This window comes from Pseudomonas sp. RSB 5.4, assembly GCF_037126175.1.
GTDB classification, from domain to species: Bacteria; Pseudomonadota; Gammaproteobacteria; order Pseudomonadales; family Pseudomonadaceae; genus Aquipseudomonas; species Aquipseudomonas fluorescens_H.
Window position 1 is genome coordinate 105,643 of record NZ_CP146986.1, and the last position, 21,170, is coordinate 126,812.

Here is a 21,170-nt window from a genome sequence, read left to right on the forward strand (position 1 = left end):
TCGGCCATGGCCGTGAGCCGAGCTGCGCGTCTGGCACCCGTGGTGGAGATGGCCGAACAGGCCGAGAAAACCGCCGTGCAGCGCCTGGGTTACTTTCAGGGCCAGGTCAAAGTGGCCGAAAGCAAACTCGCCGACCTCGACGCCTTTCGTCTGGATTATCAGGAACAGTGGATCGTGCGCGGCAGCGACGGGGTTTCCGGGCAATGGCTGCTGGGTTATCACGGTTTCCTCGCGCAGCTGGACACCGCCATCGACCAGCAGCGCCAGAGCCTGGTCTGGCACCAGAACAACCTGATCAAGGCGCGCGATGCTTGGCAGCAGGCGTTTGCCAAGGTCGAAGGCCTGCGCAAACTGGTGCAGCGCTATCGCGAAGAGGCGCAACGCCTCGAAGACAAGCGTGAGCAGAAGCTGCTGGACGAGTTGTCGCAGCGTTTGCCGCGCCAGAACCCTTTTTAAGTTGTCCCAAACTCCCTGTGGGAGCGGGCTTGCCCGCGAAGGCGTCGTGTCAGTCACCACCTCGGTCAACTGACCGATTGCATTCGCGAGCGAGCCCGCTCCCACATTTGGTTCTGCGTTGCACCTTGCCCCTGGGTCTACCAGATGCTAAACCTTGTACACGTTCGTCAATGACAAGGAAGCCAGTCAATGTCAGTCGTTACAGAAGTCTCTCCGGATGGTCAAAAACTGACGATTTCGGTCAAGGGGCGGTTCGATTTTGGGCGCCATCAGGAGTTTCGCGAGTCCTATGAGCGGCTTAACCAAAAACCCGACTCCATCGTGGTTGATCTGAAAGAAGCCACCTACCTCGACAGCTCCGCACTGGGCATGCTGCTCCTGCTGCGCGATCACGCCGGCGGCGACGACTCGGATGTGCGCGTGATCAACAGCAACTCCGACGTGCGCAAGATTCTCGCCATCTCCAACTTCGACAAACTGTTCGACATCAGTTGACGGCCATGCAGGCGCAAGAGCCGCTGACGATCCTGATCGCCGAAGACAGCGCCGCTGACCGGTTACTGTTGTCGACCATCGTCCGGCGTCAGGGGCATGAAGTGCTGACGGCGGCCAATGGCGCTGAAGCGGTTGAGGTCTTTCGCCGGCAACAACCGCATCTGGTGCTGATGGACGCGATGATGCCGGTGATGGACGGCTTCGAAGCGGCGCAGCAGATCAAGGCGCTGGCGGGGGAAACCCTGGTGCCGATCATCTTCCTGACCTCGCTGACCGAAAGTGAAGCGCTGGCCCGGTGTCTGGAGGCTGGGGGCGACGACTTTCTGGCGAAGCCCTACAACCAGGTGATCCTCGCCGCCAAAATCAAGGCGATGGATCGCTTGCGCCGCTTGCAGGCCACCGTGCTGCAGCAGCGCGATCTGATCGCCAAACATCACGATTACCTGCTCAACGAACAGCGTGTGGCCAAAGCGGTGTTCGACAAGGTGGCCCACTCGGGCTGCCTGAGTGCGCCGAATATTCGCTATCTGCAATCGCCTTACGCATTGTTCAACGGCGACCTGCTGCTGGCGGCGTACACCCCGGCCGGCGACATGCATGTGCTGCTCGGTGATTTCACCGGTCACGGTCTGCCGGCGGCGGTGGGGGCCATGCCTCTGGCAGAAGTGTTCTATGGCATGACCGCCAAGGGCTACGGCCTGGCTGAAACCCTGCGCGAGATGAACGCCAAGCTCAAGCGCATCCTGCCGGTGGACATGTTCTGCTGCGCGACGATGCTCTGCCTGAGTTTTCAGCGGCGCACGGTGGAGGTGTGGAACGGCGGTATGCCCGACGGTTATCTGCACCGGATTGCCAGCGGCGAGCGGGTGCCGCTGTCGGCGCGGCACTTGCCGCTGGGCGTGCTCAGCCCGCAAGCGTTTGACGATCGGACAGAAGTGCAAACCATGGCGGTGGGGGATCGGGTGTTCCTGCTGTCGGACGGTGTGATCGACACCACTGACGGCGATGACCGGTTGTTCGGTGTCGAGCGTTTGCAGCAGCTGTTTGCTGTCAACCGTGAGCCGGACAACCTGTTTGCCGAGATTGAACAGGCCTTGCTCGAGTTTCGCGGCGAGCCCCGTGACGACGTGAGCATGGTCGAGATCAGTCTGCTCGACGCGGCGCAGGTCATGCCGCCGGCGCCGGTGTATTCCGACAGCGGCCAGTCGTGTCCGCTGGACTGGTCGGTGAGCTTCGAGTTTCGCGGCGCTACACTGAAGCGCTTCAATCCTTTGCCGTATCTGCTGCAGTTGTTGCTGGAGGTACACGGGTTGCGCACCCAGAGCGGGGCGATCTACAGCGTGCTCGCCGAGTTGTACTCCAATGCGCTGGAGCACGGCGTGCTGGGTCTGGATTCCAGCCTCAAGCGCGATGCCGCAGGATTCGCCCGCTACTATGAGCAGCGCAATGCGCGACTCGATGCCTTGCAGGACGGTTATGTGCGCGTGCATCTGCAGGTCCGGCCGCAAGGTGCCGGTGGCTGTCTGGTCATTCGCGTCGAGGACAGCGGCAAGGGTTTTGACGTGGCGCGGGTGATGGAGCGGCCGGTGGACGGTGTCCGTCTGTCGGGGCGCGGGGTCAGTTTGATCCGGCATTTGGGGCATAACGCCAGATGGTCGGACGAAGGTCGCAGTGCTTGCGTAGAGTTTTTCTGGGAGGTTAGGGCATAATTCGCCGATTCTTGATCAAGGAGTGAACAAGTGACTGACCAACATGTGGATCGCGAAGTACTCGATGCGTTGCGCGAAGTGATGGAAGACAGCTATCCGGATTTGCTGGATACCTTCCTGACCGATTCTGAAAGTCGCTTGCATCAACTGCAGAAGACCGCCGATGCCAGGGTGTTGGCTGAGGTTGCCCATAGTTTCAAGGGCAGCGCCAGCAACATGGGCGCCGTGCGACTGGCGCAGCTCTGTCAGGAGCTGGAGGCGGACGCCAAGGGCAAAAGCCCTGCGGAAATCGTCAAACTGGTGGCCGACATCCGTTGCGAATTCGCCGATGTGCGACCTGTCTACGAAGACGAACGCCAGCACGCCCTGACCCATTGAATCCCGCCGTCCGGCACTTTTCGCAAGCGCCGGACAAAACTGGCCCGACACTTGCAATAATCCCCGTCAACTGTACCTACGATCCCAGTGCAGCGGAGACCGTGTCATGCCTGCGACCCCCAATGTTCTTCTTCAATCTGCCGCTCAGGCCAAGGCGCAAGCCGCCGCCGCGAAGACGCCGGTAATGGCTGCAGACACCGGGGACAAGGCCTCAAGCTTCGCTCAGGTGTTCGCCGATCAAGGCCCGAAAAAGACTCTTCCGAGCTCTGACAGTTCGTTGAAACCGGCGCGCGACAAGGTTGCCGACAACAGCGACAGGAAAGATCTCGGCAAGGATAAGTCTGCCGCCACGCAACAGACCGTTGCCGATAGCGGCAACGCCTTGCCTGCCGACAAGACTGCACCGACGACATCCGATGATCAGGCCGCCGCTGACAAGGCCGCTGCCGATGCTGCCGCAGACGACGCGCAGACTCCGGTGGCTGACACCACGCCGGTTGACCCGGCGCTGGATCCGGCGCTGGCGCAAACCGTGCAGCCGCTGGTCGCGGCGCCTGTGGTGCCAGCACCGGTGGCTGTAACACCGGAGCCGGTCAAGGCCGAAACACCGGTCGTGGCCGCAACCGTCGCGCCGGCAGTGATCAAAGACCCTGCTGCGTCGACCGACAGCGCTTTCGACCCGGCGGCCGATCCGCTCGACTCGTTGCCGGCGGTGCGCATGGCGATGGAGCAGGGCGGGCACATTTCCGCATCCAGCCAGACACAGCCCAAAGCTACGCCGGCCCAGACTCAGGCCGACGGTGAATTGACTTCGGCGCAGAACTTCGCCGCCGGCATGGCCAGCATGCTCGACGTACAGGCCGACAAGGACAGCACCAGTCAGAATGGTGAAAAAACCTTCAGTGGCCTGATCGACGATGGCCTGAAAGATCTGAAAAGCGCCACCAGTGATACCCGTGTCGATGATTTCGCCAACCGTCTGGCGGCGCTGACTCAGGCAGCCACACCGAAAACCGCGAACGCCGTACCGGTGAATCAGCCGATCGCCATGCACCAGAGCGGCTGGACCGAAGAAATCGTCAACCGCGTCATGTACCTGTCGAGCGCCAATCTGAAGGCGGCGGATATTCAATTGCAACCGGCGGAACTGGGGCGTCTGGATATCCGGGTGAACATGGTTCCCGATCAGCAGACCCAGGTGACGTTCATGAGCGCGCATCCAAGCGTGCGTGAAGCGCTGGACGGGCAGATGCATCGCCTGCGTGACATGTTCACCCAGCAGGGCATGGGCCAGGTCGACGTTAATGTCTCCGACCAGAGCCGCGGCTGGCAGGGTCAGCAGGGCCAGGAACAGGCGCAGCAGGGCCAGAGTGGCCGCACCAGCGCTGCTGGCGGACGTCTGGATTCGGCGGAAGAAGAGCTGACGCCGGCGGCAGTGGCGGAAGCCGCTGCGCAAACCACCAGCGTCATTGGCACCAGCGCCGTCGACTACTACGCCTGAGCAAAATCAAGAGCCCCTCACCCTAGCCCTCTCCCACAGGGAGAGGGGACCGATTGGGGGATGCTCGCGAAGTACGCCGACCGGATACTTTCGCTGTGAATCCATAATCGACTCGGTCTTTCAGGTCGATGTTTGATGCCTGACACCTCGGTCAGCCCCCTCTCCCTCCGGGAGAGGGCTGGGGTGAGGGTGGCTTTTGACTTTAGCGTTACCTCCGACACTTCTGGCATAACACTTGCTCTTGCCTTGCCGTGCGACTGTGAAAACCCGATTAGTGACGGATTATTGGCATGGCGAAGAGCGAAGCAGCAGCTGTAAAAGACCCCGCGACCAAAGGCAAACTCAAGATGATCATCCTGATCGTGGTGGCTCTGCTGCTGGCGATCGGTGTGTCCGTGGGCGCGACCTGGTACTTCATGCACAGTGCTCAGAGCAAGCCTGCCGAGGCCGCCGAAGCCGCGCCGACCGGCAAGCAGCCAGCGATTTTCGAGCCGATGGCGCCGGCGTTTGTCGCCAACTACAACCAGAACGGCCGTCAGCGCTACATGCAGGTGAGCATCACCATGCTGGCGCGTAACCAGGCCGATCTGGACGCGCTCAAAGTGCACATGCCGGTGATCCGCAACAACCTGGTGATGCTCTTCTCCGGTCAGGATTTCGCCACGCTGGCGACCCCGGTCGGGCAGGAGATGTTGCGCCAGAAGGCCACAGCCAGCGTCCAGGAAGTGGCGCAGAAAGAGCTGGGCAAAGTGGTGATCGAACAGTTGCTTTTCACTAATTTCGTACTGCAGTAGGAACACGACATGGCCGTGCAGGATCTGCTGTCCCAGGATGAAATCGACGCGCTGTTGCATGGCGTCGACGATGGTCTGGTACAGACCGATAACGCTGCCGAACCCGGCAGTGTCAAAAGCTACGACCTGACCAGCCAGGATCGCATCGTCCGTGGACGCATGCCGACTCTGGAAATGATCAACGAGCGTTTTGCCCGTTACACCCGCATCAGCATGTTCAACATGCTGCGCCGCTCGGCGGACGTTGCCGTCGGTGGCGTCCAGGTGATGAAGTTCGGCGAATACGTGCACTCGCTGTACGTACCGACCAGCCTCAACCTGGTCAAGATCAAACCGCTGCGCGGCACTGCGCTGTTCATCCTCGACGCCAAACTGGTGTTCAAGCTGGTGGACAACTTCTTCGGCGGCGACGGCCGTCACGCCAAGATCGAAGGGCGTGAATTCACCCCGACCGAACTGCGTGTAGTGCGCATGGTGCTGGAGCAGGCCTTCGTCGATCTGAAGGAAGCCTGGCAGGCGATCATGGAAGTCAATTTCGAGTACATCAACTCGGAAGTGAACCCGGCCATGGCCAACATCGTCGGCCCGAGCGAAGCGATCGTGGTCTCCACCTTCCACATCGAACTCGATGGCGGTGGCGGTGACCTGCACGTGACCATGCCGTACTCGATGATCGAGCCGGTGCGCGAAATGCTCGACGCCGGTTTCCAGTCGGACCTCGACGATCAGGACGAGCGCTGGGTCAATGCCCTGCGTCAGGACGTGCTCGATGTCGATGTACCGATCGGCGCCACCGTGGCCCGCCGCCAGTTGAAGCTGCGCGACATCCTGCACATGCAGCCGGGGGACGTGATCCCGGTCGAGATGCCGGAAGACATGATCATGCGCGCCAACGGCGTACCGGCCTTCAAGGTCAAGATGGGCTCGCACAAAGGCAACCTCGCGTTGCAGGTGATCGAGCCGATCGAGCGTCGCTGAAGCGCCGCTCTCACCACCACGCATTTAACTGAATTGTTGCCCGCCGAGGACAAATGATGAACGACGAAATGAACGCCCAGGACGATCAGGCACTGGCCGACGAATGGGCTGCGGCCCTGGAAGAGACCGGTGATGGCAGCCAGGCTGACATCGACGCGCTGCTGGCCGCCGACGCTGGCGCTGCAAGCTCCAACCGTCTGCCGATGGAAGAGTTCGGCAGCGTGCCGAAAAACAACGATCCGGTGACGCTGGACGGTCCGAACCTGGACGTGATCCTCGACATCCCGGTGTCGATCTCGATGGAAGTCGGCAGCACCGACATCAACATCCGCAACCTGCTGCAACTGAACCAGGGTTCGGTGATCGAGCTTGATCGTCTGGCCGGCGAGCCGCTGGACGTGCTGGTCAACGGCACCCTGATCGCACACGGCGAAGTGGTGGTGGTCAACGAGAAGTTCGGCATCCGCCTGACCGACGTGATCAGCCCAAGCGAACGCATCAAGAAGCTGCGCTGAGTGAAACGGTTCCTGTGGGCGCTGCTGGCGCTGCCGTTGAGTGTGCTGGCCGCTGAACCGGCCGCCACGTCCGCCGCTGCGGTTGCCGCGCCGGCGATCGGCAGCGGTGTGGCCGGGCAATTGACGCAACTGGTCTTCGGCTTGTTGCTGGTGCTGGGCTTGATCTTCTTCCTCGCCTGGCTGCTGCGCCGGGTGCAGCAGTCCGGGCCGGCAGGCAAGGGCCAGGTGATCGAGCTGATCGGCTCCCGCGCACTCGGTCCGCGCGACCGGTTGATGCTGGTGCAGGTCGGCAACGAACAGATTCTGTTGGGCCTCAGCCCTGGCACCATCACCGCGCTGCATGTGCTGAAGGAGCCGGTGCCAGTGCCGAGCAGCAGCGAAAAAGCGACCCCGGAATTTGCCCAGCATCTGCTGAAGATTCTCGGCAAGGATCAGAAGGATAAGAAGTAATGGGTGCGCTACGCATCGTCTTGACGCTGGCCTTGATGCTGGCCGCGCCGCTGGCGTTCGCCGCCGATCCGTTGTCGATCCCGGCGATCACGCTGGGCACCAACGCCGACGGCGCGCAGGAGTATTCGGTCAGCCTGCAGATCCTGTTGATCATGACGGCGCTGAGCTTCATTCCGGCGGCTGTGATTCTGATGACCAGTTTCACCCGGATCATCATCGTCTTCTCGATCCTGCGTCAGGCCCTCGGTCTGCAGCAGACACCGTCGAACCAGATCCTCACCGGCATGGCGCTGTTCCTGACCATGTTCATCATGGCCCCGGTGTTCGATCGGGTGAACAACGATGCGCTGCAGCCATACCTGGCGGAAAAACTCACCGCGCAGCAAGCGGTGGAAAAGGCCCAGGTACCGATCAAGGACTTCATGCTCGCCCAGACCCGCACCAGCGATCTGGAGCTGTTCATGCGTCTGTCCAAGCGTACCGACATCGCCACCCCAGATCAGGCGCCGCTGACCATTCTGGTGCCGGCGTTCGTCACCTCCGAACTGAAAACCGCGTTCCAGATCGGTTTCATGATCTTCATTCCGTTCCTGATCATCGACCTGGTCGTGGCCAGTGTGCTGATGGCGATGGGGATGATGATGCTCTCGCCGCTGATCATTTCGCTGCCGTTCAAGATCATGCTGTTTGTACTGGTGGATGGCTGGGCGCTGATTATCGGCACCCTGGCCAGTAGCTTCGGAGGTGTTTCGCCATGACGCCGGAAGTGGCGGTCGATATCTTTCGGGAAGCGCTGTGGCTGACCACGATGATGGTCGCAATTCTCGTGGTGCCGAGCCTGCTGGTCGGCCTGCTGGTGGCGATGTTCCAGGCCGCCACCCAGATCAACGAACAGACCCTGAGCTTTCTGCCGCGTCTGCTGGTCATGCTGGTCACCCTGATCGTCGCCGGCCCGTGGCTGGTGCAGACGTTCATGGAGTACATCATCCAGCTCTACAAGAACATTCCGATGGTCATCGGCTGAGCCATGCAATCGCTGCTTCAGCTGACCGACACCCAGATCAGTACCTGGGTGGCGTCGTTCATGTTGCCACTGTTTCGCGTCGCCTCGATGCTGATGGTCATGCCGGTGTTCGGCACCACGTTGGTGTCGCGCCGTGTGCGTCTGTATTTCGCCGTGGCCATCACCGTGTGCATTGCCCCGGGGCTGCCGCCGATGCCGGAGGTCAGTCCGCTTGCGCTCAGTGGCTGGCTGCTGATCGCCGAGCAGATTCTGGTCGGTGCGGTGCTCGGGTTTTCCCTGCAACTGTTTTTCCAGGCCTTTGCCGTGGCCGGGCAGATTGTCGCGATCCAGATGGGCATGGGCTTCGCCTCGATGGTCGACCCGGCCAACGGCGTCTCGGTGGCGGTGATCGGGCAGTTCTTCACCATGCTGGTGACCCTGCTGTTCCTGTCGATGAACGGCCATCTGGTGGTCTTCGAAGTGCTCACCGAGAGCTTCACCACGCTGCCGGTGGGCGGCGGGTTGATGACCGCGCAATACTGGGAGCTGGCCGGCAAACTCGGCTGGGTTCTCGGGGCGGCGTTGTTGCTGGTGCTGCCGGCGGTCACCGCGCTGCTGGTGGTCAACATCGCGTTCGGCGTGATGACCCGCGCTGCGCCGCAACTGAACATCTTCTCCATCGGTTTTCCGCTGACCCTGGTGCTGGGTCTGTTCATCGTCTGGGTCGGTCTGGCGGACATTCTCAATCAGTATCAACCGCTGGCCACCGAGGCTTTGCAGTTGCTACGCGAACTGGCACGGGCGCGCTGAGCCATGGCAGAGAGCGAAAGCGGTCAGGACAAAACAGAAGACCCCACGGAGAAACGCAAAAAGGACTCCCGTGAGAAGGGTGAGATTGCCCGTTCCAAAGAGCTCAACACCCTCGCGGTAATGCTCGCCGGTGCCGGTGGCCTGCTGGTGTTCGGCGGCATGCTGGCGCAGGAATTGATGGATCTGATGCGCCTGAATTTCTCGCTGTCGCGGGAAGTGATCATGGATCAGAAGTCCATGGGCACGTTCCTGCTGATCTCGGGCAAGATCGCGCTGGTGGCGATTCAGCCGATCATGATCACCCTGTTGCTGGCCGCACTGATCGGGCCGATTTCCCTTGGCGGCTGGCTGTTCGCCGCCGGCTCCATGGCGCCGAAATTCAGCCGGATGAACCCCGGTGCGGGCCTCAAGCGCATGTTCTCGATGAAGGCCGTGATCGAGTTGGTCAAGGCGCTGGCCAAGTTCCTGATCACCCTGTTCGTGGCGCTGATGGTGTTGTCGTCCGACATCGATGACTTCCTGCGCATCGCCCATGAACCGCTGGAGCAGGCGATCATTCACAGCGTGACGCTGGTGGGCTGGAGCTCGCTGTGGCTGGCCTGCGGTTTGATCATCATCGCTGCGGTCGACGTGCCGGTGCAGTTGTGGGAAAGCCACAAGAAACTGCTGATGACCAAGCAGGAAGTGCGCGACGAGCACAAGGATCAGGAAGGCCGGCCAGAGGTCAAACAGCGCATCCGCCAGACCCAGCGCGAGATGTCGCAGCGGCGGATGATGGCGGCGATTCCCGACGCCGACGTGGTCATCACCAACCCGACCCACTACGCCGTCGCGCTCAAGTACGACTCGGAGAAGGGCGGGGCGCCAGTATTGCTGGCCAAGGGCAGCGACTTCCTGGCGCTGAAGATCCGCGAAATCGCCGTCGCCAACAACGTCATGCTCCTCGAGTCGCCGGGGCTGGCGCGCTCGATCTACTACTCCACCGAACTCGACCAGGAAATCCCCGGCGGCCTCTATCTGGCGGTCGCCCAGGTGCTGGCCTACGTCTACCAGATCCGCCAGTACCGCGCCGGCAAGGGCAAACGCCCGGATCCACTGAAAGACGATCTGCCGATCCCGCCGGATCTGCGCCGCGATTCCTGACTGGACAGTGACGCAATAAAAACCGCCATCCCGATTGAACGGGGCGGCGGTTTTTTTATGCCTGAAGACATGTGTCGGCTGTGAGGCCGCCTTCGCGAGCAAGCCCGCTCCCACAGGTTCGGCATGGAGGCACAGGTTTGTGATCGACGCCAATCCCTGTGGGAGCGGGCTTGCCCGCGAAGACGTCAGCAGCCACAACGCCTCATTCAAGGCCAGTCACAGATCCTGTTACTGCGGCAACTCCAGATTATCCATCACCCGATTCACCGCCAGCTCACCAAGCATGATCAATTGCGCTATCCCCAGCAGCGTCCTGCGCTGCGACGCCGGTATCAGGTGGGCGAAGTCATTGGCGATGGTTCTGGCTGACGCGAGTGTTTCGCAGGCATCGGCCAGCAGTTCTTCGTTTTTGAAGTCTGCGGTCACGGCGTACATCGAGCGGGTTTTGCGTTGAATCGGAGTGGCGCCGGGCGCGCAGAGGTAGTGGTCGAGGGCACGGTCGGCGGCTTCGTGGAGTTTTTTTGAATCGAGGGATTCGTAGGGGGAGGTGGTGTCGGTATCGGGTGGGTTGGGTGTTGGTTTGATCATCGGTAAAGCCTCTAGAGTGGTGAGGCCGGCACCGTTCGCTGCTAACGAAGGAGGTGGCGGCTGTACGCGGGTTAGCAGACCAGGACTCTAGAACCCGGCGCACCGAAGTGCCCCACGCAAAGCCGCCATAACGACAACGGACTTTGTGCGTCTAGAGAAACCCCAGGCTGCTAAACCCGATCACTGAACAATCAGCGACCGATCCACAATAGAACCCGACCCCAAGGCGCACAAGCCGGCGGATTCTGGCGTAGCTGTAGGCAATGGCGCAAGAATATGTAGCCCGCAAGGCGTGTCTGGAGGTGTCTTTTAAACGCCAGCGTTTAAAGTTGCTGCTCATGATTCTGTGGTGTCGCGGATGGCTTCTTCGCGAGCAAGCCCACTCCCACAGGGGATCGGTGTGATACCCCCAATCTGTGTTCATTGCGGCGCGATTCCTGATAAATCAAAAGACAGCGGCCCTCCGCTTGTCTGAAAAAGACCTCTACCTGTTAGTTCTGACAGTGGACACAAAGGGCATTCAGCTATTCCATGTTCCTTGGCAGGTTTCACGGGCAATTCGCCTTCTGACCTGTCTTTAACATTCGCCAAGGAGAAGGTCATGCAAGAGAACTACAAAAAGCTTGAAGGAATGAGGTTCGAGTTCGTTTCCGGGTCGGTGGCGAAAGAGTCTGATCATATCGCTTGCACGTTCACTTTTAAGGCGATGTTGGACTTCACGCATTTCGTGCACATGAGCAATGCGTATGTGCCGGGCTATCTCGATTCGTATATCAATGCGATCAAGCCAAGGTTGGACGGGGTAGCCCACCATAGTCTCTACAACCGATTCAATAGTGCCGCTGGCAACATTGGTACTGTTGAAGAGTTGGTCAGAGTTTTCTCTTCGCCCAACAACTACTCCGATACATGGAGTAGCAATGGCACCGGCCTACTGGCGCGTTATCACAAACCACAATTTCACATGGTCGGTGATCAGTTACAGGTCACGGGTGGGCAGGACTTTCGATGGGAGGTCGAGCCGGAGGTCGAACGGAAGATCGAGCCGCAGGATGTGCCGGACATTTACTTTGTCTGGGCACTGATTGTGTTGAAGGCATACCCCGAAGATCCTTTTCATCAGCCCGAGGAGATCGTGACATTAGGCGATTCTGAGGAGACGCTTGTCGACGTGGGAGGGAAGCCGATCCGTAAGGGTACGCGCTACCTTGTGGGCCGCAATTTGCGTCTTGGTGCGATTAATCCAGAGCAAATTTTGACTGCCGGGGATCCATGAGTGCGCGGTTTTTTCTGATTTTTTTACCCGCCTCTAATGGTGATAGCCGTCCTGCGTCTGTTTAGCGGTCGGCTCCATGGCGCCCAGCTTCTGGCAAGACAATTCCCCTGAAGCAAACCTCAATTTCAATCCCCGGCAAAAGTTGGAAGGCTTCTTGCAGTAGCCGCCGTGCGCCTGCTTTGGGCGTCAAAAGTTTGCTTTAAAGGAACGGGGAAAACCGGTGGATCGCTCTCAGTTATTCAACACTGCTCGCTCGAATGTTGCCGACCTCAGTCGAGGCAATCTGGGTGTGCCGTTGTTGCTGCTGGTCATGCTGGCGATGATGATGTTGCCGGTGCCGCCGTTCCTGCTGGACGTGTTTTTCACCTTCAACATCGCCCTGTCGATTGTCGTCCTGTTGGTCTGCGTGTATGCGCTGCGACCACTGGATTTTGCGGTGTTCCCGACCATTCTGCTGGTGGCGACGCTGCTGCGGCTGGCGTTGAACGTGGCCTCGACGCGGGTGGTGATGCTCCACGGTCAGGACGGCCACGCTGCTGCCGGTAAGGTGATCCAGGCCTTCGGTGAAGTGGTGATCGGCGGCAACTACGTGGTCGGTATCGTGGTCTTCGCGATCCTGATGATCATCAACTTCGTCGTGGTGACCAAGGGTGCCGGGCGGATTTCCGAGGTGAGCGCACGCTTCACCCTCGATGCGATGCCCGGCAAGCAAATGGCGATCGACGCCGACCTCAACGCCGGTCTGATCGACCAGAACCAGGCCAAGGCGCGCCGTCAGGAAGTCGCCCAAGAGGCCGAGTTCTACGGTTCGATGGACGGTGCGAGCAAGTTCGTCCGTGGTGACGCCATCGCCGGCCTGCTGATTCTGTTCATCAACCTCATCGGCGGTATGGCCGTCGGTATCTTCCAGCACAACATGACCTTCGCCGACGCGGGCAAGGTTTACGCGTTGCTGACCATTGGTGACGGTTTGGTGGCGCAATTGCCATCACTGTTGTTATCGACAGCGGCAGCGATCATGGTGACCCGTGCTTCCGGTTCGGAAGACATGGGCAAGCAGATCAATCGGCAGATGTTCGCCTCGCCCAAAGCCCTGGCGGTGGCCGCCGGTTTGATGGCCGTGATGGGCCTCGTCCCGGGCATGCCGCACTTCTCGTTCCTGAGCATGGCCGCGCTGGCTGCCGGTGGCGCCTACCTGTTCTGGAAGAAGCAGAACGTCGCCAAGGTGCAGGCGCTGCAAGAGGTTCAGCGCCAGCAGGAACTGCTGCCGTCGCCGGCCCGCGCCATGGAAACCAAGGAGCTGGGCTGGGATGACGTGACGCCGATCGACATGATCGGTCTGGAAGTCGGTTATCGCCTGATCCCGCTGGTGGATCGCAATCAGGGCGGTCAGTTGCTGGCGCGGATCAAGGGCGTGCGCAAGAAGCTCTCGCAGGATCTGGGCTTCCTGATGCCGACGGTACATATTCGCGACAACCTCGATCTGGCGCCGAGCGCCTATCGCCTGACCCTGATGGGGGTGATCCTCGCCGAAGCCGAGATCTACCCGGATCGCGAACTGGCGATCAACCCGGGACAGGTCTACGGCACGCTCAACGGCATTACCGCCAAAGATCCGGCTTTCGGCCTGGAGGCGGTGTGGATCGAAGTCAGCCAGCGTGCGCAGGCGCAATCGCTCGGTTACACCGTGGTCGACGCCAGTACCGTGGTCGCGACGCACTTGAACCAGATTCTGTACAAGCACTCCAGCGAGCTGATCGGCCACGAAGAAGTGCAGCAACTCATGCAATTGCTGGCCAAAAGCTCGCCGAAACTGGCTGAAGAGCTGGTGCCGGGGGTGGTGTCGCTCTCGCAGTTGCTCAAAGTGCTGCAGGCGCTGCTGGCCGAACACGTGCCGGTGCGCGATATCCGCAGCATTGCCGAAGCCATCGCCAACAACGCCGCCAAGAGTCAAGATACCGCCGCTTTGGTGGCCGCCGTACGCGTCGGGGTATCCCGCGCCATCGTCCAAAGCATTGTAGGCACTGACTCCGAGCTGCCTGTGATCACCTTGGAACCAAGGTTGGAACAAATATTGCTCAATAGTCTGCAGAAGGCAGGACAAGGCTCTGAAGAGGGCGTTCTGCTGGAGCCAAGCATGGCCGAGAAGCTGCAGCGTTCGCTCATCGAAGCGGCGCAGCGCCAGGAAATGCAAGGTCAACCGGTGATCCTGTTGGTAGCAGGCCCGATACGCGCGATGCTCTCGCGTTTCGGCCGCCTCGCAGTCCCAGGGCTGCACGTGCTGGCCTACCAGGAAATTCCGGACAACAAGCAAGTGACCATCGTTGCGACAGTAGGGCCCAACGGCTGAGGTAGTGGTTTATGCAAGTTAAGCGTTTTTTCGCCGCCGATATGCGTCAGGCCATGAAGCTGGTTCGTGATGAGCTGGGCGCTGATGCCGCCATCATTGGCAACCGCCGCATTGCCGGCGGCGTCGAGCTGACGGCGGCGCTGGATTACAAATTGTCTGCGCTGGCACCACGGGTTCCGAACATGGAACTCGAGGACGAGCTGCGCAAGACCCAGTCGCGCATCGTTACCGCCCAGGCCGAACTGAGCCTGCGTGGCGAAGCCGACGGCAACACCAATCGCCAGTTGTTCGCCGGGCTGCCGTTGACGGCCGGCCTGCCGCTGACCGCTGCCGAGCCGTTGAGCGAACCGACTTACGCCGCCCCGGCGCGTCCGGCGCCAGCGCCTGCCCAGTCGTCCGCCGGCATCGATCCGCGTGCGCTGGATTCGATGCGTTTCGAATTGAACAGTTTGCGTGAGCTGATGGAAGTGCAGCTCGGCACCCTGGCCTGGAATCAGCTGCAAGGCAGCCGTCCGGCACAAGCCAATCTGTATCGCCGTCTGCAACGTATCGGTCTGTCCGGACCGTTGTCGCGCGACCTGTTGGCGATGATCACCGACATCGAAGAACCGCGTCAGGCCTGGCGCATGCTGCTCGCGCACCTGGCGCGAATGATTGCCGTGCCAGAAGTCGAGCCGCTGGAAGAGGGCGGGGTGATTGCCATGGTCGGCCCGGCCGGCATGGGCAAGACCACCACCCTGGCCAAACTCGCGGCGCGCTACGTGCTCAAGTACGGCGCGCAGAATGTTGCGCTGGTCAGCATGGACAGCTTCCGCATCGGCGCCCAGGAACAACTCAAGACCCTGGGGCGGATTCTCAATGTGCCGGTTACGCACGTCGATCCGGGCCAGTCGCTGGTGCAGGCACTCGACCCGCTGCTGCGCAAACGCGTGGTGCTGATCGATACCGCCGGCCTGCAGGCCAGCGATCCGGCACTGCGCATGCAGCTGGAAAGTCTGGCCGGGCGTGGCATCCGTTCAAAAAATTATCTGGTGCTGGCAACCACCAGCCAGAAACAGGTTCTAACCGCCGCTTATCACAGTTACAAGCGTTGCGGGCTTGCCGGCTGCATCCTGACTAAACTGGATGAGACGGCCAGCCTTGGCGAAGTGTTGAGCCTGGCGATCAGTCATGAACTGCCGGTCGCCTACCTGACCGACGGCCCACGGATTCCGGATGATCTGCATCTGCCGCGCCGTCATCAATTGGTCAGCCGCGCCGTCAGCGTGCAAATGCAGGAAGAACCCAGCGAAGAAGCCATGGCTGACATGTTCGCTGATATCTACCACAGCCCGACCAAGCAGGTTGGCTGAGGTAATGAACAGTTTTTGTACCTACATCGATGGTCTGCCATGCATTGTTCCGGTTGAGAACGCGCAGCCAGTAATGTGGCCTCCGTCTATGCAAGACAAGGTAAAGAAATAACATGGGCAGCATGCATCCCGTACAGGTGATCGCGGTGACCGGCGGCAAAGGTGGCGTCGGCAAGACTAACGTGTCAGTGAACTTGTCTCTGGCGCTGGCAGAGCTTGGCCGTCGGGTCATGCTGCTGGACGCCGATCTGGGGCTGGCGAACGTCGACGTTCTGCTGGGACTGACCCCCAAACGCACTTTGGCCGATGTCATCGAAGGCCGCTGTGAGCTGCGCGACGTGCTGTTGCAGGGCCCCGGCGGGATCCGCATCGTGCCGGCCGCTTCCGGCACCCAGAGCATGGTGCACCTGAGCCCGGCACAACACGCCGGTCTGATTCAGGCCTTCAGCGACATCGGCGACAACCTCGATGTGCTGGTGATCGACACCGCTGCAGGTATTGGTGACTCGGTAGTCAGTTTTGTCCGCGCCGCGCAGGAAGTGTTGCTGGTGGTCTGCGACGAGCCGACCTCGATCACCGACGCCTACGCGCTGATCAAACTGCTCAACCGCGACTACGGCATGAACCGCTTCCGCGTGCTGGCCAACATGGCGCAGAGCCCGCAGGAAGGGCGCAACCTGTTCGCCAAGTTGACCAAGGTCACGGATCGCTTCCTCGACGTCGCCTTACAATACGTCGGCGCGGTGCCGTACGACGAAAGCGTGCGCAAGGCAGTGCAGAAGCAGCGAGCGGTCTATGAAGCCTTTCCGCGTTCCAAGTGCGCGCTGGCGTTCAAGGCGATCGCGCAGAAGGTCGATACCTGGCCGCTGCCTGCCAACCCGCGTGGCCACCTGGAGTTTTTCGTCGAGCGCCTCGTGCAGCAAACGGCAGGGCCTGTGCTATGACCGCCAGCGGTATGAACTACTACAAGAAGTCGGCACGTGACGCGCAGTACGAGTTGATCGAGCGTTACGCGCCACTGGTCAAGCGCATTGCCTATCACCTGCTGGCGCGCTTGCCGGCGAGTGTGCAGGTTGAAGACCTGATTCAGGCCGGGATGATCGGCCTGCTCGAAGTCTCGACCAAATACGACGCCAGCAAAGGCGCCAGTTTCGAAACGTACGCGGGCATCCGGATCCGCGGCGCGATGCTCGACGAAGTACGCAAAGGGGATTGGGCACCGCGCTCGGTTCACCGCAACACCCGTATGGTCAGTGACGCAATTCGGGCAATTGAAGCTAAAACCGGCCGTGACGCTAAAGATCACGAGGTTGCGGCCGAACTCCAATTGAGTCTCGACGATTACTACGGGATTTTGAATGACACCCTGGGCAGCCGGCTGTTCAGTTTCGACGACCTGTTGCAGGACGGCGAACACGAAGGGCTGCACGAGGATGGCGCCAGTGCTCATCTTGAGCCGTCACGCGATCTGGAAGATGAACGCTTCCAGGCGGCGCTGGCGGACGCGATTGCCAATTTGCCGGAGCGTGAGCGACTGGTGTTGGCGCTGTACTACGACGAAGAGCTGAACCTCAAGGAGATCGGTGAAGTCCTTGGCGTCAGTGAATCGCGGGTCAGCCAGTTACACAGCCAGTGCGCGGCCCGTTTGCGGGGGCGTTTGGGGGAGTGGCGAGCGCGCTGAAGGCAGTGTGGGGACACTGCGAACGAGGCTGGTGCGGTGATGAACGGCACCGGTCTTGCTCTGTTGTGCTCCAGACAGTCTTCGAGTGCTGCGCCGATTGATTGAAGTGGCGCGTCCAGGTGCTGGGCGCGTTTAAGACTGCTTGGAGGTCGAATTGAACAAAGACATGAAAATCCTCATCGTTGATGACTTCTCAACGATGCGGCGGATCATCAAGAACCTGCTGCGGGATCTTGGGTTCACCAACACCGTCGAGGCCGACGATGGCACTACCGCCATTCCGGTGCTCAACAGCGGCAGCATCGACTTTCTGGTAACGGACTGGAACATGCCGGGCATGACCGGTATCGACTTGCTGCGCCACGTGCGTGCCGATGAAAAACTCAAGCATCTGCCGGTGCTGATGGTGACCGCTGAAGCCAAGCGCGAGCAGATCATCGAGGCCGCTCAGGCCGGTGTGAACGGCTACGTGGTCAAACCTTTCACGGCTCAGGCGTTGAAAGACAAAATCGAGAAGATTTTCGAACGCATCGGCTGATGACGCGCGGGGGAGCTATGGAGCATAACGAATCTTCACAGGGCGATTTCGAGTCGACCCTGAAAAAACACGCGGTCGAACTGGTCGAGAGCCTTGAAAAAGGCAGGTTCGGCGACGCTGTGCAACTGATCCATGAGCTCAATCAGACCCGTGACCGCGGCCTGTATCAGGAAGTGGGCAAGCTCACACGCGAACTGCACAGTGCGATCGTCAATTTCCAGATCGATCCGCACATGCCGCAGGCCGAGGAAGTGTCGCAAATCACCGACGCCACCGAACGCCTGGGCTATGTGGTCAAGCTGACCGAAGCCGCGGCCAACCGCACCATGGATCTGGTGGAAAGCGCCACCCCGGTGGTCAATGGCCTGGCTGAAGAAGCCCAGGCCCTGAGCACCGATTGGGGCCGCTTCATGCGTCGCGAGGTCGGGGCTGAAGAGTTCCGCGAGCTGGCGCGCCGGGTCGACGGTTTTCTGTCACGCAGCAGCACGGACAACCGTGCGGTGTCGAGCAACCTCAACGACATCCTGCTGGCTCAGGATTACCAGGACCTCACCGGTCAAGTGATCAAGCGTGTGACCCAGCTGGTCACCGAAGTCGAAAGCAATTTGCTCAAACTCGTCCTCATGGCCAGTCAGGTTGACCGCTTTGCGGGCATCGAACACGACCGTGCCGCGATGCTTGCAGAAAAAGATCCACAAAAACATCTCTCGCAGGGTGAAGGTCCGCAGATTCATGCCGATAAACGAGAAGACGTTGTGTCCGGTCAGGACGATGTGGACGATTTGTTATCCAGCCTTGGATTTTGAGTTTAGGTTTTTAGACCTGTAGGAGCACCCCATTAATGAGCTTCGGCGCCGATGAAGAGATCCTTCAGGATTTCCTGGTTGAGGCCGGCGAGATTCTTGAGCAACTGTCCGAGCAACTGGTCGAGCTGGAAAGCCGCCCGGATGACGCAGATCTGCTCAACGCAATTTTTCGCGGTTTCCACACTGTAAAAGGGGGCGCCGGCTTCCTTCAGCTCAATGAGCTGGTGGAGTGCTGTCACATCGCCGAAAACGTGTTCGACATCCTGCGCAAGGGTGAGCGTCGCGTTGATGCAGAACTGATGGACGTGGTGCTTGAAGCACTGGACGCGGTGAACAGCATGTTCAGCGAAGTCCGTGAGCGTGCACCGATCACTGCTGCAACCCCGGAACTGCTGGCTGCGCTGGCGCGTCTGGCCGAACCGCAATCGGCGGACGAAGCCCCGGCTTCGCCAGTGGCCGAGATGATCGAAGAGCTGGTCGTCGAAGGCGATTCCGGCGACATCACCGATAACGAATTTGAACAGCTGCTGGATTCGCTGAACGCCGTCAAGGCTGAAGCCGAAGCCCCGGCCGCTGCTGCACCTGCGCCAACTGCCGATACGGCAGCGAGCGATGAAATTACCGACGCTGAATTCGAGTCGTTGCTCGATCAGTTGCACGGCAAGGGCCAGTTCGCGCCAGACGCCGTGGCACCGACAGCGGCCGCTCCGGCGGCACCGGCTGCCGGTGACAGCTCGGACATCACCGACGACGAATTCGAAGCACTGCTCGATCAGTTGCATGGCAAGGGTAACTTTGCCGTTGAAGCACTCGAGTCGGCGATTGCCTCGGCACCGGCTGCGCCAGCCGCTCCGGTTGCCGCTGCCGCCGGCAGTGATCTGATCAGCGATCACGAATTCGAATCGCTGCTCGATGAGTTGCACGGCAAAGGCAAGTTCACCGATGTCGGCGCCGCTGCTGCGGGCACCGCGTCGACTGTGGCCGCGCCAGCCGCCAAGGCCGCCGCTGCACCGGCTGCTGCACCGAAAGCTGCACCCAAGCCTGAGCCAAAAGCCGAAGCGCCAAAACCGGCCGCCGCTGCTGCACCGGCGCCGGCGCGTGCCGCCGCTGTTCCGCCACCGGAAAAACCGGCCAGCGAAGCCGAAACCACTGTTCGTGTCGATACCGCGCGTCTCGACGAAATCATGAATATGGTCGGCGAACTGGTACTGGTGCGTAACCGTCTGGTGCGCCTGGGCCTCAACAGCGGCGACGAAGCCATGTCCAAGGCCGTGTCGAACCTCGACGTGGTCACGGCTGACTTGCAGACCGCGGTGATGAAGACCCGGATGCAGCCGATCAAGAAGGTCTTCGGGCGCTTCCCGCGTCTGGTTCGTGACCTGGCGCGTCAGCTCAAGAAAGAGATCAACCTGGAACTGGTGGGTGAAGAAACCGACCTCGACAAAAACCTTGTCGAGGCCCTGGCCGACCCGCTGGTCCACTTGGTGCGCAACGCGGTCGACCACGGCATCGAGTCGCCGGAAGAGCGCGAAGCGTCGGGCAAGGCCCGCGGCGGTCGTGTGGTGTTGGCGGCCGAGCAGGAAGGCGATCACATCCTGTTGTCGATCTCCGACGACGGCAAGGGCATGGACCCGAACGTCCTGCGTTCGATCGCGGTAAAACGCGGTGTGATGGACAAGGACGCGGCCGATCGCCTGAGCGATACCGAGTGCTACAACCTGATCTTCGCCCCGGGTTTCTCGACCAAGACCGAGATTTCCGACGTGTCCGGCCGCGGTGTCGGCATGGACGTGGTGAAGACCAAGATTTCCCAGCTCAACGGTTCGATCAACATCTACTCGACCAAGGGCCAGGGCTCGAAGATCGTCATCAAGGTGCCGCTGACGCTGGCGATCATGCCGACCCTGATGGTGATGCTCGGCAATCAGGCGTTTGCGTTCCCGTTGGTCAACGTCAACGAAATCTTCCACCTCGACCTGTCGACCACCAACGTGGTGGATGGCCAGGAAGTGGTGATCGTGCGGGACAAGGCGCTGCCATTGTTCTACCTCAAGCGCTGGCTGGTCAGCTCCGCCGCTCACGAAGAGCAGCGTGAAGGCCATGTGGTGATCCTTTCGGTGGGCACTCAGCGGATCGGCTTCGTCGTCGATCAACTGGTCGGCCAGGAAGAAGTGGTCATCAAGCCATTGGGCAAAATGCTCCAGGGCACTCCGGGCATGTCCGGCGCCACCATTACCGGTGACGGCCGCATCGCTCTGATCCTCGATGTTCCAAGCATGCTCAAGCGTTACGCCGCACGGCGTATTTGAATCCGGGGCAGCGGGTCGACGACGTCCCGCTGCGCCTA

General features: G+C 60.6%; 22 protein-coding genes. 21 read left to right on the top strand and 1 reads right to left on the bottom strand.

Features of this window, described 5'->3' with window-relative positions; all coding sequences use genetic code 11:
- Nucleotides 1–6: 6 nt before the first annotated feature.
- From fliJ to flhB, 13 genes are all read left to right on the top strand, one after another.
- On the top strand, nucleotides 7–456 hold the full coding sequence (gene fliJ, locus V9L13_RS00440; RefSeq protein ID WP_003222878.1) for a flagellar export protein FliJ: 450 nt from the start codon (nucleotides 7–9) through the stop codon (nucleotides 454–456).
- Nucleotides 457–645: 189 nt separating this feature from the next.
- Nucleotides 646–951, top strand: coding sequence for an STAS domain-containing protein (locus V9L13_RS00445; RefSeq protein ID WP_003222880.1), 306 nt, complete (start codon nucleotides 646–648; stop codon nucleotides 949–951).
- A gap of 5 nt (nucleotides 952–956) precedes the next feature.
- Nucleotides 957–2,660 carry a fused response regulator/phosphatase gene (locus V9L13_RS00450; protein ID WP_338801151.1) on the top strand — a complete coding sequence of 568 codons (1,704 nt, stop codon included), beginning with the start codon at nucleotides 957–959 and terminating at the stop codon, nucleotides 2,658–2,660.
- A gap of 30 nt (nucleotides 2,661–2,690) precedes the next feature.
- The gene (locus V9L13_RS00455) at nucleotides 2,691–3,038 is read left to right on the top strand and encodes an Hpt domain-containing protein (RefSeq protein ID WP_003222884.1); all 348 of its coding nucleotides are present in this window, start codon (nucleotides 2,691–2,693) and stop codon (nucleotides 3,036–3,038) included.
- Nucleotides 3,039–3,144: 106 nt separating this feature from the next.
- A complete protein-coding gene (locus V9L13_RS00460; protein ID WP_338801152.1) occupies nucleotides 3,145–4,539 on the top strand; it encodes a flagellar hook-length control protein FliK in 1,395 nt (464 codons plus the stop codon).
- 290 nt (nucleotides 4,540–4,829) lie between these two features.
- On the top strand, nucleotides 4,830–5,333 hold the full coding sequence (fliL, locus tag V9L13_RS00465) for a flagellar basal body-associated protein FliL (RefSeq protein WP_338801153.1): 504 nt from the start codon (nucleotides 4,830–4,832) through the stop codon (nucleotides 5,331–5,333).
- Between the two features lie 9 nt (nucleotides 5,334–5,342).
- Nucleotides 5,343–6,311, top strand: coding sequence for a flagellar motor switch protein FliM (gene fliM, locus V9L13_RS00470; protein WP_003222890.1), 969 nt, complete (start codon nucleotides 5,343–5,345; stop codon nucleotides 6,309–6,311).
- Nucleotides 6,312–6,364: 53 nt separating this feature from the next.
- Nucleotides 6,365–6,826 (top strand): flagellar motor switch protein FliN, encoded by a 462-nt coding sequence (gene fliN / locus V9L13_RS00475; protein WP_164747895.1) that lies wholly within the window; start codon nucleotides 6,365–6,367, stop codon nucleotides 6,824–6,826.
- On the top strand, nucleotides 6,827–7,276 hold the full coding sequence (gene fliO / locus V9L13_RS00480) for a flagellar biosynthetic protein FliO (protein WP_003222893.1): 450 nt from the start codon (nucleotides 6,827–6,829) through the stop codon (nucleotides 7,274–7,276). It abuts the gene before it with no gap.
- Nucleotides 7,276–8,034, top strand: a complete 759-nt coding sequence (gene fliP / locus V9L13_RS00485) for a flagellar type III secretion system pore protein FliP (RefSeq protein ID WP_003222895.1) — start codon at nucleotides 7,276–7,278, stop codon at nucleotides 8,032–8,034. The genes fliO and fliP overlap by 1 nt, the downstream gene beginning before the upstream one ends.
- Nucleotides 8,031–8,300, top strand: coding sequence for a flagellar biosynthesis protein FliQ (fliQ, locus tag V9L13_RS00490; protein WP_003222897.1), 270 nt, complete (start codon nucleotides 8,031–8,033; stop codon nucleotides 8,298–8,300). Before fliP ends, fliQ begins: the two co-directional genes overlap by 4 nt.
- A gap of 3 nt (nucleotides 8,301–8,303) precedes the next feature.
- Nucleotides 8,304–9,089 (top strand): flagellar biosynthetic protein FliR, encoded by a 786-nt coding sequence (fliR, locus tag V9L13_RS00495; protein WP_003222899.1) that lies wholly within the window; start codon nucleotides 8,304–8,306, stop codon nucleotides 9,087–9,089.
- A gap of 3 nt (nucleotides 9,090–9,092) precedes the next feature.
- On the top strand, nucleotides 9,093–10,232 hold the full coding sequence (flhB, locus tag V9L13_RS00500; protein WP_103522068.1) for a flagellar biosynthesis protein FlhB: 1,140 nt from the start codon (nucleotides 9,093–9,095) through the stop codon (nucleotides 10,230–10,232).
- A 228-nt stretch (nucleotides 10,233–10,460) separates the two neighbouring features.
- Here the strand turns inward: flhB and V9L13_RS00505 are convergent, their stop codons facing one another.
- Complete coding sequence (locus tag V9L13_RS00505) at nucleotides 10,461–10,820, bottom strand: hypothetical protein (RefSeq protein WP_338801154.1); 360 nt, start codon at nucleotides 10,818–10,820, stop codon at nucleotides 10,461–10,463.
- A 601-nt stretch (nucleotides 10,821–11,421) separates the two neighbouring features.
- On the opposite strand from V9L13_RS00505, the gene V9L13_RS00510 reads away from it, so the two are divergent.
- The 8 genes from V9L13_RS00510 (at nucleotide 11,422) to V9L13_RS00545 (ending at nucleotide 21,132) form a co-directional block, all read left to right on the top strand.
- A complete protein-coding gene (locus V9L13_RS00510; RefSeq protein WP_338801155.1) occupies nucleotides 11,422–12,096 on the top strand; it encodes a hypothetical protein in 675 nt (224 codons plus the stop codon).
- Nucleotides 12,097–12,316: 220 nt separating this feature from the next.
- Nucleotides 12,317–14,446 carry a flagellar biosynthesis protein FlhA gene (flhA, locus tag V9L13_RS00515; RefSeq protein WP_027613918.1) on the top strand — a complete coding sequence of 710 codons (2,130 nt, stop codon included), beginning with the start codon at nucleotides 12,317–12,319 and terminating at the stop codon, nucleotides 14,444–14,446.
- Between the two features lie 11 nt (nucleotides 14,447–14,457).
- Entirely contained in the window at nucleotides 14,458–15,798 is a 1,341-nt protein-coding gene (gene flhF / locus V9L13_RS00520) for a flagellar biosynthesis protein FlhF (protein ID WP_003222914.1), read from the top strand.
- Between the two features lie 113 nt (nucleotides 15,799–15,911).
- Nucleotides 15,912–16,742, top strand: coding sequence for a flagellar synthesis regulator FleN (gene fleN, locus V9L13_RS00525; RefSeq protein WP_003222917.1), 831 nt, complete (start codon nucleotides 15,912–15,914; stop codon nucleotides 16,740–16,742).
- Complete coding sequence (gene fliA, locus V9L13_RS00530) at nucleotides 16,739–17,479, top strand: RNA polymerase sigma factor FliA (protein ID WP_003222919.1); 741 nt, start codon at nucleotides 16,739–16,741, stop codon at nucleotides 17,477–17,479. The genes fleN and fliA overlap by 4 nt, the downstream gene beginning before the upstream one ends.
- 166 nt (nucleotides 17,480–17,645) lie before the next feature.
- Nucleotides 17,646–18,017: a chemotaxis response regulator CheY gene (locus V9L13_RS00535; RefSeq protein WP_024012118.1), complete on the top strand. Its 372-nt coding sequence runs from the start codon at nucleotides 17,646–17,648 to the stop codon at nucleotides 18,015–18,017.
- Between the two features lie 17 nt (nucleotides 18,018–18,034).
- The gene (locus tag V9L13_RS00540; RefSeq protein ID WP_027613919.1) at nucleotides 18,035–18,823 is read left to right on the top strand and encodes a protein phosphatase CheZ; all 789 of its coding nucleotides are present in this window, start codon (nucleotides 18,035–18,037) and stop codon (nucleotides 18,821–18,823) included.
- A gap of 35 nt (nucleotides 18,824–18,858) precedes the next feature.
- Nucleotides 18,859–21,132 (top strand): chemotaxis protein CheA, encoded by a 2,274-nt coding sequence (locus V9L13_RS00545; RefSeq protein WP_338801156.1) that lies wholly within the window; start codon nucleotides 18,859–18,861, stop codon nucleotides 21,130–21,132.
- The last annotated feature ends 38 nt before the right edge of the window (nucleotides 21,133–21,170 follow it).